The organism is Gemmiger formicilis (assembly GCF_018784445.1).
Taxonomy (GTDB): domain Bacteria; phylum Bacillota; class Clostridia; order Oscillospirales; family Ruminococcaceae; genus Gemmiger.
On sequence record NZ_WQOH01000047.1, the window covers coordinates 388 to 13,980 of the forward strand.

The following is a 13,593-nucleotide window of genomic DNA, read 5'->3' on the forward strand; positions in this document are numbered from 1 at the left end:
CGCTTGATTGTCAAGGGTTTTTCTGAAAGTTTTTTGAAGAAGTTTTCTTCAAAAAACATATACAGGCGGTTATGAAGCGCTTTTCGCGGCGTGTCCGCCGCAAGACAGCTTGATTATTATAGCAAGGAGTATGACTCTTGTCAAGGGCTGTTTTTGATTTTTTCGACAAATTTTGAGAGGGATTTTTGGGCAAGGTGTATATTGGGGTGGTGGGTGGTGATGGGTACAAGGGGTTGTGATGGGAAGGTGGGGCGGGCGGCATGTATGCCGCCCCTACATGGGCGACCTGGCGGGAGTAAGGGGCAATAAAGGCAATGTGCGGCGGAGGGTCAAGCCCCCTCCCTACAATATGGAAGATTAAATTGCAGTAACGGCAAGGTGGAGGGCCGGGCATGCCCGGCCCCTACAGGGGGACGGAAGGTAAGGTTGGCGATAGTGGCAGGGTGCGCGGGCGGCATGTATGCCGCCCCTACGGGTGGGCCGCTTTTTGAATGGTTTCCGTGAGGGGCAGATTGGGTTGCAGTCGTATTTCACAGTGCATCCAGCAGTTGTTCGCGCATCCATTTTAGGATGCGGCGCTCGCGGCGGGAGATTTGGACTTGGGTGGTGCCCAGGACGCGGGCGGTCTCACTTTGGGTGCGGCCAGCGAAAAAGCGCAGGCGGATGAGCTGGCGGTCGTTGGTGTTCAGCTTGTCCATCACCTCGGCCAGGCCGATGCGGTCGGAGAGTTCTTCCTCCGGCGAATCCACCGGCACGTCAAACTCTTTCAGTCCATCCTCGTCATCGGTCGGTGTCAGGCTTAAGGTAGGCAGGGCTGCACGGATGGCAAGGGCAATCTGCTCGGGTGTTGTGTCCAGTGTCTCTGCAAGTTCTGTGACACTCGGCTCCTGGCCGGTACGTTTCAGGCAGCGCTCGCGCTCGGCGTTGATCTTCAAGCTCAATTCTTTTAAAGAACGGCTCACCTTGACTGTGCCGCCATCGCGGAACAGCTTTTTGATTTCTCCCAAAATCACCGGCACGGCATAGGTGGAAAAGCAGACACCCCGCCCAGTATCAAAACCATCGCAGGCCTTGACCAGCCCCAGGCAGCCCGCGGCATACAGCTCCTCGTACTCGATCCCCCGCCCCTTGAAGCGCCCGGCGCAGGCATGGACTAGGCCCAAATTCTTCTCAATAAATTCTTCGCGCGGCAGATCTCGGATGTCAGCAGGCATGGCTGTCCCCTCCTTTTATATATGTAGGGGGTTCACGCGCGGGCATCCAGCCGCTTGGTCAGGGTCACGCGGGTGCCGCGCCCCGGCGCAGAGGAAACTTTGACCTTATCCATAAAGCTCTGCATGACCGCAAAGCCCAGGCCCGCGCGTTCCTCGGCGTCGCCTGTGGTGAACATCGGTTCCATGGCCTTAGCGATATCCGGGATGCCGACGCCGCGGTCGGTGATGGTGATACGCACGACGCCGCCCTCATAGATGGCTGCCGTCATTGTGATGGGGCCGATGCGGTCCGGGTAGGCGTGGACAATGCAGTTGGTCACGGCCTCGGACACAGCGGTCTTGATATCAGCCAACTGAGGCACGGTGGGATCCAGTTGCACCAGAAACGCCGCCAGCGCCGCGCGGGCAAAGCCCTCGTTGACGGAGCGGCCCGCAAAGGTGATTTTTACCTGATTGAGCATTTTCATCTGTGTTTTCCTCCGTTCAGGCGTAGGTGATGTGGGCCAAGTCCAGCATGCGCCGCACGGCCCGGGGTGGGTTCTGGACAGTCAGGCGGCCGCCCAGTGCGCCGATGTGGCGGCCGCGGCCCAGGATAAGCCCGACGCCGGAGGAATCCATGAAAGTGACGCCGGAGAAGTCCAGCGTCAGAAGTTCGGGAAGGCGGTCATCGATTTGGGCGTCGATTTCCTTGCGCAGCGATTGGGCAGCGTGGTGGTCAATCTCGCCGCTGAGGTAGGCGGCAAGGGTACCGCTGCCGGGGATGAAGGTAACTTTGGCCATAGGTTTGTCCTTCTTTTTGTAGGTAAAGTTGCGGTTTCGGGGACGTTGTGCGGGCGGAGCAGAGCCCCGCCCCTACGGAGTGGTTTGTATTTTGATAGGGTGATAATGGGAACGTGGAGGGCCGGGCGCGCCCGGCCCCTACCTGGGTGGTGAAATTTTAATTGCGCGATAAAGGCAAGGTGCGCGGGAGGGATGAATCCCTCCCCTGCAAGCGATTGAAAAGCTGCTGTAAAGCCAATCGCGGCAAATAAAAAAGCCCGTACCGTTATGATACAGGCTTGGGGGTGTTTATTTTGTCAAAATCGCGGGACGCGGGTTATTTTTCTGCTTCTTTGAGAAGCCAGGGGCGGGCCTCGGCGGCAAGGTAGAGCGAGCCGCAGACGACGACGCCCGCAAGGTTGTTCTCGTCGGCGTAGTCAACGGCCTTGCGCAGGGCGTCAGGTACACTTTCGGCGGCCTCAGCGTCCATGTGGAAGCGGGCCTCCTTCTGCAGATCCTTGGCGCTCAGGGCGCGGGGGCAGTTGGGGGTGACGGTGTAGACCTTGGCAAAGCAGGGCGCGAGGTCGGAGAGCATATCCTTATAATCTTTGTCAGCCAGCACGCCCAGCACGCCGACGAGGTTTTCCTCAAAATCGGCACGGGTCAGGGTCGCGGCCAGCATCTTGGCACCATCGGGGTTGTGGCAGCCGTCCAGCAGCAGCAGCGGGTGGCGGCGCAGCACCTCGATGCGGGCAGGCATTTTGGCGTTGGCAAGGCCCGCGAGGATGGCATCGTCGGAAATATCATAGCCAAACTCCCGCCAAAGGGCGAGGGCGATCTCCACCGCCATGGCGGCGTGGTTGGCCTGGTGGGTACCGGGCAGCCCCAGCGCGGTGCGGTAGCCGCCGTAGTCGATGCGGTTTTCCAGCCGTTTGCCGCGCAGCAGCGTCAAATCGTCCTTATCCGGCGTGATGATGCTGGTGTGGGCCTCAGCGGCAGCGGTCAGGATCGGGCCCATAGCCTCGGCAGGCTGGTCGGGATAGTTGACGACGACGCTGCCCTCCTTGATGATGCCGGCCTTCTCTGCGGCAATTTTATCGAGGGTATCGCCCAGCACTTCCATGTGGTCATAGCCAATTTTCGTGATCGCGGCCACCAGCTTGTGGGGCACAACGTTCGTAGCATCGCAGCGACCGCCCAGGCCGGTTTCCAGCACGACGAGGTCACACTTTTCGCGGGCGAACCAAAGCAGCGCCAGCGCAGTGACAGCTTCAAACTCCACCGGCTTTTCGCCGCCCTCGGCCTCGATGGCATCCACGGCGTCCATCACCTTCTGGGTCAGGCTGGCCAGCGTGCGGGGCGAGATCATCTCACCGTCGATTTGGAAACGTTCCCGGAAATCAACGACATAGGGGCTGATGGTCAAGCCGGTCTTGTAGCCCGCTGCCGTCAGAATGGACGACGTCATGGCCGCCAGGCTTCCCTTGCCGTTGGTGCCTGCAATGTGGATGCACTGCAGCTCTTTTTCCGGGTTGTCCAGATGGTCACACAGGTTCTGCATCCGGGCCAGGCCCGGTTTTCCCTGCCCCATGCGCGGCAGGGCGTGCAGGGCTTCGATTGCCTGTTGGGTCGTCATTCTTCATCCTCCTCATCGTCATCGGTCAAGGGGCGGTTTTCCTGCGCCTCGTGGGCGCGGCGGGCGGCACGGCGGGCCAGCCGCTCATGCTCGCGCTGGCGCATTTCTTCCTGTTCGGCGCGCAGGGCACGGTTTTCGCGCTCAACACGGACAAACGCCGCGATGCCGCGGAAAATCAGCAAAATGATAAGGGCCACAAACAGCCCAGCCACAACGCCGGACATATCGATCCAGACATCCACGACTGACGAGGTGCGGCTGACGCTGCGCAGCTGGATCGTCTCGTCCATCAGGGCGGTGGTCATGCCGCCCAGCAGCGGCCAACTCATGTGGCGGACAAAATGCTTGGTGTAGACGCGGATGCAGAGCATCAGCAGGAAGCCCTCCACCGTGAACTCCAAAAAGTGGGCCAGTTTGCGGATGGTATGTTCGGACAGAGGGCCGAGGTGAACCTTTGCCAGCAGGTCATTGACGTAGGCCATAACGGCCTGGCTGCGGGCCGAGGACACCGTACCGGTCTCCATCGAGTTTCGGAAGATAAATGCGATGCAGGCGATCAGCGCCGCCGTGAAAATCACGCGGAACAAGATCAGCCACGGACTGGTTCTTTGCTTTTCCATAATACTCCTTTAATGATACAACTCCTCTATGAACCCTCATTATAACACCCGATGGGGGCAAGAGCAAGTATCCCACACAAAAAACGCGCCTTGCCGCTGGAATGGGCAAGGCGCCGGAAGGCAGTTATATGGGCGAACCGTGTTCACCCGCGCCGTTTAAAGGCAAGCAGGTGTTTGCGGAAACGCTGGGGCCGCAGGGCAAACCGCGTTTCACAGTACCGCCGTCAGCGCCAGGGCGTAGAGTGGCAGGATCATGAGCAGCAACTGCAAAACCTGTTTGGCCGCAATGATCGCCAAATCCATAGATGTTCTTTTCCCTCTTATCGGCCGCCTTTTTGCGGCCCACCCACAATAAAGGCCCAGATTTGAAAGTTGTTAAGAAAAGAATAATGTGCTATTCTTAAATAAATATAATATTTGTGGGGGAACAGCCATGAACATACAGATTTTTGGCACAAACAAGAGCTTTGACACGAAAAAAGCCCAGCGCTGGTTTAAAGAACGGCGCATCAAATTCCAGATGGTGGATTTAAAGGAAAAGGGCTTGAGCCGGGGCGAGTTTGACAACGTCTGCCGTGCCGTGGGCGGCTGGGCCAAGCTGGTGGACGACGCAGCCAAGGACAAGGATACACTGGCCTTGCTGCAATGGCTGGACGAGAGCCAGCAGGCCGACAAGCTGTTTGAGAACCAGCAGCTTTTGCGCCAACCCATTGTACGCAATGGCAAGCAGGCTACGGTGGGTTATTGCCCGGAGGTGTGGGAGAAATGGGAATGAATCTGCCTTAGGTAAAAATCAAATCCGCTTTCCTCTTGACATTTCCCGCATTGTGTTGTACATTATAAGGTACAAATGCAGTGCGAAAGAGTGTACCCGCATCGTACTTTTGCAGCAAGCCGGGGGTTGATGCAAGCCCGGCAAAGCGCGGCGGGTGCTGTCACTTTCAAGCAGGTGCGGTGAGAGGGGGCTGCTCCCCTGCCAGCTGCGCCCGGGGTTGCCGCCGTTATCAGGGCAGGCGGGCTTGCTGGCCTGCCGCAAAGCGGCCTTTTGCAAGGCAACTTGGGTGGTACCGCGACTTGAACTTTTCAGGCCGTCCCATGATACATCATGGGGCGGCCTTTTTGTTTTGCAAAAACACGCCCCGCACATTTTCCAGGAGGTTACAATATGCCGAAAGAACTCGCCAAACAATATGCCCCGCAGGGCACCGAGGACCGCATCTACCAGAACTGGTGCGACAAGGGGTATTTCCATACCCAGATCGACCGCAGCAAAAAGCCGTTTACCATCGTCATGCCGCCGCCGAACGTTACCGGCCAGCTGCACATGGGCCACGCCATGGACGAAACCTGGCAGGACATTCTGACCCGCTACAAGCGGATGCAGGGCTACGCCGCCCTGTGGGTGCCCGGCACCGATCACGCATCCATTGCCACCGAGGCCAAAGTCGTTGCCAAAATGCGCGAGGAGGGCCTGACCAAAGAGATGGTCGGCCGCGACGGCTTTTTGGAGCGCGCCTGGGACTGGAAGAACACCTACGGCAACCGCATCGTCAGCCAGCTGAAAAAGCTGGGCTGCTCCTGCGACTGGCAACGCGAGCGCTTCACGATGGACGAGGGCTGCTCCAACGCCGTCAAGGAAGTGTTCGTCCGCCTGTACAATGAGGGCCTGATCTACCGCGGAAACCGCATGGTCAACTGGTGCCCCCACTGCAACACCTCTATCTCTGACGCCGAGGTCGAGTACGAGGCCAAGGAGGGCAGCTTCTGGCATCTGCTCTACCCCGTCAAGGAGACCGGCGAAATGCTGGAGCTGGCTACCACCCGCCCCGAGACGATGCTGGGCGATACTGCCGTTGCCATCAACGCCGAGGACCCGCGCTACAAGCACCTGCACGGCTGCCATGTGGTGCTGCCGCTGCTGGGCCGTGAAATCCCCATCGTCTGCGACGAGCACGCCGACATGGAAAAGGGCACCGGCGTCGTGAAGATCACCCCCGCCCACGACCCCAACGACTTTGAGGTCGGCAAGCGCCACGACCTGCCGATGATCCGCGTGCTGACCTATGACGGCCACATGACCGGTGCTGCCGACAAGGCCGCCGTCGATGCCGAGAAGGCCGCCGGCCGCGCAGCTGCCGATGAGCCGGATGTTCTGGACTGCGGCAAATATGCCGGCATGACCGCGCTGGAGGCCCGCAAGGCCATTCTGGCCGATCTGGAGGCCTGCGGTGCGCTGAAGGAGACCGAGCCCCTGACCCATGAGGTCGGCACCTGCTACCGCTGCCACTCCGTCATTGAGCCGATGGTCTCCAAGCAGTGGTTCGTCAAGATGGAGCCGCTGGCCAAGCCCGCCATCGAGAGCGTTGAGAAGGGCGAGATCAAGTTCGTGCCTGACCGCTTCACCAAGAACTACATCAACTGGATGAAGGGCGGCCGTGACTGGTGCATCAGCCGCCAGCTGTGGTGGGGCCACCAGATCCCCGCGTGGTACTGCGATGACTGCGGCGAGACCGTTGTTGCCAAAGAGGCTCCCTGCACCTGCCCCAAGTGCGGCAGCACCAAACTGACCCAGGACCCTGACACGCTGGATACCTGGTTCAGCTCCGCCCTGTGGCCGTTCTCCACCCTGGGCTGGCCCAACGAGAACGCCGAGGATTACAACTACTTCTACCCCACCAACACCCTCGTCACCGGCTACGACATCATCGGTTTCTGGGTTTCCCGCATGATTTTCTCCGGCCTTGCCTACACCGGCAAAGCGCCGTTTGACACGGTGCTCATCCACGGCATTGTCCGTGACAGCCAGGGCCGCAAGATGTCTAAATCTCTGGGCAATGGCATTGACCCGCTGGAAGTCATTGAGCAGTACGGCGCGGACGCTTTGCGCATGATGCTGATCATCGGCTCCACCGCCGGTAATGATATGCGTTACAGCGACGAAAAAGTGCTTGCCTGCCGCAACTTTGCCAACAAGCTGTGGAACGCTTCCCGTTTTGTGCAGATGAACCTGCCCGAGGACTTTGAGCCGGGCCTGCCTGCCGAAGACCTGCTGGACATGAGCGACAAGTGGATTTTGAGTGAGCTTGCCAAGGTTGCCGCCGAGGCCACCGCAAACCTCGACAAGTACGAGCTGGGCCTGGCCGCCGAGAAGGTCGAGAACTTCATCTGGGAAGTCTACTGCGACTGGTATATCGAGATCTGCAAGACCCGCCTGAACGGCGAGGACGCAGCTGCCGCCGACGCCGCCCGCAAGGTGCTCGTCTATGTGCTGGACAAGGCGCTGAAGCTGCTGCACCCCTTCATGCCGTTCATTACCGAGGAAATCTATCAGGCCCTGCCTGGCAGCGCCGAGACCATCATGAACGAGAAGTGGCCCGGCGACGAGAACATGAAGGTTTGGGCCGAGGACTGCGCCGACTTTGAGAAACTGATGGACTACATCAAGGCGGTCCGCGCCATGCGCGCCGAGATGAACGTCCACCCCGCCAAAAAGACGAGCATGGTCATTGAGACCGCCAGCCCGGCCGCCTTTGAGAAGGGCGGCGCGTATCTGGCCCGTTTCGCCTTTGCCACAGACGTGACGGTCACTGCCAAGTACGAGGGCAGCACCGACGGCATGGTCAACGTGGCGACTCCCGACGCGAAGGGCTTTATCCCGATGATGGAGCTGATCGACCGCGAGAAGGAGCTTGCCCGCCTGAACAAGGAGCTGACGAAGGCCGAGAAGGAGCTGGGGATGTTCACAAACCAGCTGAACAACCCGAAGTTCGTCGAGAAGGCCCCCGCAAAGCTGGTCGAGGAGACCCGCGCCAAGCTGGCCGCCGCCCAGGAGAAAGCCGCCAAGATCAAGGAGAGCATTGCGGCGCTGGGGTAAGTCTGAAGGCTTCCCCCGTGGGGGAAGCTGTCACCGCAGGTGACTGATGAGGGCAGCATTTCCGCCGCAGCTCGTTCGCGGGCAATACTGGCACAATCGCCCCTCATCCGGCCCTTCGGGCCACCTTCCCCCGCAGGGGGAAGGCTTTTCAGCCACAAACAAAAAATAACCCCGCCCCGTCAGGAACTGCATCCTGACGGGGCGGGGTTTTCTCGTTACAGCACAAAAATTGCAGAAAAAAAGTTCAGAGCAAATTACTTGCGGCGCTTGCCCTTGGTGGTCTTGCGGGTGTTGGTCTTGGCGGCAGCGGTCTTGGCAGCCTCAACGGTCTTTTCGACGACGGGCTTTGCGGTCTCGACAGCCTTCTCAACGACAGGCTCGGCGGCCTTGACGGCCTTCTCGACGGCGGGCTTTGCAGCCTTGACAGCCTTCTCGGCAACCGGCTTAGCGGCCTTAACAGCCTTCTCAACAACAGGCTCGGCAGCCTTGACAGCCTCGGTGGCGGCCTTCTCGGCGGCAGCCTTGGCCTTGACGGCGGAAGCCTTCACACTGGTCTTGGGCTTGCGGGTGACTTCGTTGATGGTCCAGAACTGGTTGTCGCCGTTGACGTCAGCCCAAATCTGCAGCACGGTGCCGTTCTCGGTAGCCATGCCCGGGTCAAGCAGCTTGCCGGCCAGGTTGGACTTGATCTTCACGCGGCCATCGTTGGTCGGCTCAACGACCCACAGCTGGCTGGAAGCCTGTGCGCCCTCCCACTGGTGGACGCGGGTGCCGTCGCTGACGCCGCCCATGTCCAGGTCAAGCATCTTTGCGGTGAAACGGTTCTGGATGCGGTAAACTCCGTCGCCTGCTGCGACGAAGTTCCACTGCTGCCACTCGGCGTTGGCGTTGTCCCACAGCTGGATCTTCGCGCCGTTGTCGATGTTATAGTCAGCGACTTCGACGACTTTGCCGTTGGCGGCACTGATGGTGTAGAACTTACCTTCGGTAATAACGGTCTGTGCAATTTTCTTCTTGGGTGCCATAATGGAATCCCCTCCTGTGTATTGTTAAAAATAGTGTATGTAAGGCGGCCTGTTTTCCCTCTGGCCGCGTGGTCAGGCAGCGCTTTTTGCGTGTCTACGCATACTATTATAACCAATTTTTCCCTCGTCGTCAACTTTTTGGCGCTGTTGCGGCATTTTGCACAAAAACTGCCGGGACAGCGGATGCTATCCCGGCAGTTTTGATTGATTTCAGGCTGTTTTGCGACCTTTTTCGACGGTTTAGCTGTTCTCGGCAAAATTGCCGGTGTACAGGCGATAGTAACGGCCCTTCTGGGCAATCAGCTCGTCGTGGGTGCCGCGCTCGATGATGCGGCCCTGCTCCAACACCATGATGCAGTCCGAGTTGCGCACCGTGGACAGGCGGTGGGCAATGACGAAGGTCGTGCGGCCATACATCAGGCCGTCCATGCCGTCCTGCACGAGCTTTTCGGTGCGGGTGTCGATGGAGGAAGTTGCCTCGTCGAGGATCAGCACCGGCGGATCCGCGACCGCTGCACGGGCGATAGCCAGCAGCTGGCGCTGACCCTGGCTCAGGTTCGTGCCATCGCCGGTCAGCATCGTGTTGTAGCCGTCGGGCAGGTGCTTGATGAAGGTATCGGCGTTCGCCAGCTTGGCGGCTGCCATGCACTCTTCATCGGTGGCGGTCAGGCGGCCATAACGGATGTTCTCCATGACCGTGCCGGTGAACAAGTGGGTGTCCTGCAAGACGATACCCAGCGAGGAACGCAGCGCGTCCTTCTCGATGGATTTGATATCGTGGCCGTCGTACAAGATCTGGCCCTTCTGGATATCGTAGAAGCGGTTGATGAGGTTCGTGATGGTCGTCTTGCCTGCACCGGTGGAGCCGACGAAGGCGATCTTCTGGCCTGGGCGGCCGTACAGGTTGATATCGTGCAGGACGATCTTCTTCTCATCGTAGCCGAAGTCGACATCCTTAAAGACGATATCGCCCTTCAGCTCGGTATACTGGGGCTTGCCGTCAGCTCCGATGTGCTTCCACGCCCACATGCCGGTGGACTCGTTGGTCTCGGTGACGGTGTCGTCAGCGGCGTACTTCGCATGGACAAGGGTGATATCGCCCTCGTTGACTTCCGGCTTTTCATCCAGCAGCGCAAAGATACGCGCACCGCCGGCCAATGCCATGACAACAGAGTTCAGCTGCATGGAGATCTGGCTGATGGGCTGGTTGAACTGGCGGGTCAGCACCAGGAAGCTGGCCAGACCGCCCAGCGACAGGCTACCGCCAAAGCCGCTGATGACCAGCGCACCGCCGATGATGGCGCAGAGTACGTAGGACAGGTTGCCCAGCTGGCCGTTGACCGGCATTGCCACCAGAGAGTAGGCGTTGGCCTTGTCGGCACTGTGGAACAGCTCATCGTTGAGTTCGTTGAACTCCTTGATGGCGGCTTCCTCATGGCAGAAAACCTTGACGACCTTCTGGCCGTTCATCATTTCCTCGATATAGCCGTTGACCTTGCCCAGTTCCTGCTGCTGCTTGATGAAGAACTTGCCGGAATTTCCGGTCAGGTACTTGGTTGCCAACAGCATAACGCCGACCATAGCCAGCGCCAGCAGCGTCAGGGGGATGCTGAGGTAAATCATCGAGAACAGCACGCCGATGATGGTGACGATGGTGTTGACGAGCTGCGGCAGACTCTGGCTGATCATCTGGCGCAGGGTGTCGATATCGTTGGTGTAGACCGACATGATATCGCCGTGGGCGTGGGTGTCAAAGTATTTGATGGGCAGCGTCTGCATATGGGTGAACATTTCGTCACGCAGGTCTTTCAGCGTGCCCTGGGTGATTTTTGCCATCAGGCGGTTCTGCACAAATACGGCGCAGATGCCGACGCAGTAGAACGCTGCCACGCGGGCGATGGCGGCGGCCAGGCCGCTGAAATCCGTGCTGCCGGAATTCAGCAGCGGCAGGATGTACCCGTCAATCAGCGTTTGGGAGAACATAACGCCCTGCAGCTGGGCGAATACCGCCAGCAGGATGCAGCAGAGCACCACAATGACCTGTGCCTTATAGCGGCTCATCACATAGGCAAGGATGCGCTTGAACACCTTGCCGGGGTTTTCGACCTTGGGGCGGGGGCCGTTATTGCGCCCGCCGGGGCCGACCTTGACAACTTTTGCCTGCTGTGCCATTATGCCTCCCCTCCCTTCTCGTCAAAATCGCCGGAGCCCTTGGTCTGGCTGTTGTAGACATCCTGGTAAATCGCGTTGTTTTTCAGCAGATTGGCGGGGGTGTCAAAACCGCTGACCCTGCCGTTATCCAGCACAAGCACCTTGTCCGCATTCTCCACAGAGGAAATGCGCTGGGCAATGATAAAGACCGTCGTGCCGGGGATCTTCTCGGCAAACGAGTGGCGGATCTTCGCGTCGGTCGCGGTATCGACGGCGGAGGTGGAGTCGTCCAGAATCAGGATGCGGGGCTTTTTCAGCAGCGCACGGGCAATGCAGAGGCGCTGCTTCTGGCCGCCGGAGACGTTGTTGCCGCCCTGCTCAATGTGGGTCTGGTACTTATCGGGGAAGCGCTCGATAAATTCATCGGCGCAGGCCTGCTTGCAGGCATCTTCGATCTCGGCGTCGGTAGCGTCGGGGTTGCCCCAGCGCAGGTTCTCGGCGATCGTGCCGCTGAACAGCTCGTTCTTCTGCAGCACCATGGCGACGTTGTTGCGCAGCGTCTCCAAATCGTAGCGGCGCACATCGACGCCGCCGATGGTCACGCTGCCCTCGGTCACATCGTACAGACGGGGCAGCAGCTGCACAAGGCTGGACTTAGCCGAGCCGGTACCGCCGATGATGCCGATGGTCTGGCCGGACTGGATATCGAGGTTGATATCCTCCAGCGCCTTCTTTCCATCCTTTTTATAGGCAAAGCTGACGTGGTCGAACTTGACGGAGCCGTCCTTAACTTCCATGATGGGGTCCTCGCCGTTGGTCAGATCGGACTGCTCGTCCAGGACCTCGGCCACGCGCCTGGCGGAGGCCATAGACATCGTGATCATAACAAAGACCGTCGAGAGCATCATCAGGCTCATGAGGATGTTCATGCAGTAGCTCAGCATACTCATCAGGTCGCCGGTGGTAAAGGTCGTTGCGCCGGAGCTGACGATGAGCTGTGCGCCGATCCAGGAGATGATCAGGATGCAGCTGTACACGGTCAGCTGCATGAGCGGGGCGTTCCAGGCCAGAATCATTTCCGCACGCATCAGCAGGCGGCGGACGTTCTCGCTGGCTTTCTGAAACTTCTCGCCCTCGAACTTCTCACGCACATAGGCCTTGACCACGCGGATGGCGGAGACGTTCTCCTGCACGCTCTCGTTCAGGTCATCGTACTTGCGGAAAGCCTCGCCAAAATACTTGGTGGCACGGGTCATGATGAACACCAGTGCGCATCCCAGCAGAATGACGGCGATCAAGTAAATGTTGGCCAGCTGGCGGTTGATGGTGTAGGACATGATGAGCGCCACGATCATGCTGGCGGGTGCGCGGATGGACATACGCAGCAGCATCTGGTAGGCATTCTGAATGTTCGTCACATCAGTGGTCATACGGGTGACAAGGCCCGCAGTGGAGTATTTGTCAATGTTGGCAAAGCTGAAAGTCTGGATGTTTTCAAACATCGCACGGCGCAGGTTGCGGGCAAAGCCGGTGGCCGCATGTGAGCCGGCAACAGCGCCGAGAATACCGAACAACAGGCCGAACAGCGCAGCCACGATCATCTGAGCGCCGACGGTGTAGATGACCTGCATATTGCCCGGCGTGACGCCGTTGTCAATGATGGAGGCCATGAGCTTCGGGATGATCATTTCCATGATGACTTCCGCAATCATAAACAGCGGCGTCAACACAGAGACGAGCCGAATGCCCTTGGTTTCACGTCCGAGTGTTTTTAACAAGTGATATTTCCCCTCTCTTAGTTGGTATTTCCCTCTTCCAGAATGTGCTGCGCGTTGCGCAGGGTTTGTTCCAGCACAGCGCGGGCGACGGCGGCCTGCTGCGGGTCAATGCCCTTCTGCAGGTCACTTTCAAACTGTGCGATGCTGGCTTCAATTTCCGCATGACAGGCGCGGCCCTTGTCGGTGGCGACAAGCCGTTTCAAGCGGGCGTCCTTCTCGACGGCGCAGCGGGTGATGAAACCGTCCTGCTCCATGCCCTGCAAAAGGGCGGTGACGCTGGAACGGCGAATGTTGAACCACTGTTCAATATCGCGCTGGTAGACATCCCGCCCGTTGCGGTTGGCGCGGACGATGTCGCCAAGCACCATGCCCCGCACACCGGAAAGATCCGGGTTGACGCCGGAAATGCGGGCATCGAGCGCCCTGCGTATGACCCGCGCACTCTGGTTCAGCAGTGCGCCGAAGTGAACATCGGCACAGCAGCCGCAGTCATTTGGCGATGGTTCGTGCATGATTTCCTCCCTTCCCTGTTGATT

General features: G+C 59.1%; 11 protein-coding genes. 2 read left to right on the forward strand and 9 right to left on the reverse strand.

Features of this window, described 5'->3' with window-relative positions:
- Nucleotides 1–530: 530 nt before the first annotated feature.
- The 5 genes from GPK89_RS12150 to GPK89_RS12170 form a co-directional block, all read right to left on the reverse strand.
- On the reverse strand, nt 531–1,214 hold the full coding sequence (locus tag GPK89_RS12150) for a sigma-70 family RNA polymerase sigma factor (RefSeq protein WP_215693497.1): 684 nt from the start codon (nt 1,212–1,214) through the stop codon (nt 531–533).
- 32 nt (nt 1,215–1,246) lie between these two features.
- A complete protein-coding gene (gene spoIIAB / locus GPK89_RS12155; protein ID WP_215693499.1) occupies nt 1,247–1,681 on the reverse strand; it encodes an anti-sigma F factor in 435 nt (144 codons plus the stop codon).
- Nucleotides 1,682–1,697: 16 nt separating this feature from the next.
- Nucleotides 1,698–1,994, reverse strand: coding sequence for an anti-sigma factor antagonist (locus GPK89_RS12160; RefSeq protein WP_215693501.1), 297 nt, complete (start codon nt 1,992–1,994; stop codon nt 1,698–1,700).
- 316 nt (nt 1,995–2,310) lie between these two features.
- Entirely contained in the window at nt 2,311–3,609 is a 1,299-nt protein-coding gene (locus tag GPK89_RS12165) for a bifunctional folylpolyglutamate synthase/dihydrofolate synthase (protein WP_215693503.1), read from the reverse strand.
- Nucleotides 3,606–4,229 carry a VanZ family protein gene (locus tag GPK89_RS12170; RefSeq protein ID WP_215693505.1) on the reverse strand — a complete coding sequence of 208 codons (624 nt, stop codon included), beginning with the start codon at nt 4,227–4,229 and terminating at the stop codon, nt 3,606–3,608. Before GPK89_RS12170 ends, GPK89_RS12165 begins: the two co-directional genes overlap by 4 nt.
- Before the next feature lie 433 nt (nt 4,230–4,662).
- Here GPK89_RS12170 and GPK89_RS12175 point away from each other — a divergent pair, with 433 nt between their 5' ends.
- Together GPK89_RS12175 and GPK89_RS12180 are read left to right on the forward strand one after the other, a co-directional pair.
- Nucleotides 4,663–5,004, forward strand: coding sequence for an arsenate reductase family protein (locus tag GPK89_RS12175; RefSeq protein ID WP_215693506.1), 342 nt, complete (start codon nt 4,663–4,665; stop codon nt 5,002–5,004).
- Nucleotides 5,005–5,394: 390 nt separating this feature from the next.
- Nucleotides 5,395–8,103, forward strand: coding sequence for a valine--tRNA ligase (locus GPK89_RS12180; protein ID WP_215693509.1), 2,709 nt, complete (start codon nt 5,395–5,397; stop codon nt 8,101–8,103).
- A 254-nt stretch (nt 8,104–8,357) separates the two neighbouring features.
- On the opposite strand, the gene GPK89_RS12185 is transcribed toward GPK89_RS12180, so the two are convergent.
- The 4 genes from GPK89_RS12185 to GPK89_RS12200 all read right to left on the reverse strand — a co-directional run bounded on the left by GPK89_RS12185 (nt 8,358) and on the right by GPK89_RS12200 (nt 13,569).
- The gene (locus GPK89_RS12185; protein ID WP_215693512.1) at nt 8,358–9,128 is read right to left on the reverse strand and encodes an RICIN domain-containing protein; all 771 of its coding nucleotides are present in this window, start codon (nt 9,126–9,128) and stop codon (nt 8,358–8,360) included.
- Nucleotides 9,129–9,368: 240 nt separating this feature from the next.
- On the reverse strand, nt 9,369–11,300 hold the full coding sequence (locus GPK89_RS12190) for an ABC transporter ATP-binding protein (RefSeq protein ID WP_215693514.1): 1,932 nt from the start codon (nt 11,298–11,300) through the stop codon (nt 9,369–9,371).
- The gene (locus tag GPK89_RS12195; protein ID WP_215693516.1) at nt 11,300–13,057 is read right to left on the reverse strand and encodes an ABC transporter ATP-binding protein; all 1,758 of its coding nucleotides are present in this window, start codon (nt 13,055–13,057) and stop codon (nt 11,300–11,302) included. Before GPK89_RS12195 ends, GPK89_RS12190 begins: the two co-directional genes overlap by 1 nt.
- 17 nt (nt 13,058–13,074) lie before the next feature.
- The gene (locus GPK89_RS12200) at nt 13,075–13,569 is read right to left on the reverse strand and encodes a MarR family winged helix-turn-helix transcriptional regulator (RefSeq protein WP_215693518.1); all 495 of its coding nucleotides are present in this window, start codon (nt 13,567–13,569) and stop codon (nt 13,075–13,077) included.
- Between the last annotated feature and the right edge of the window lie 24 nt (nt 13,570–13,593).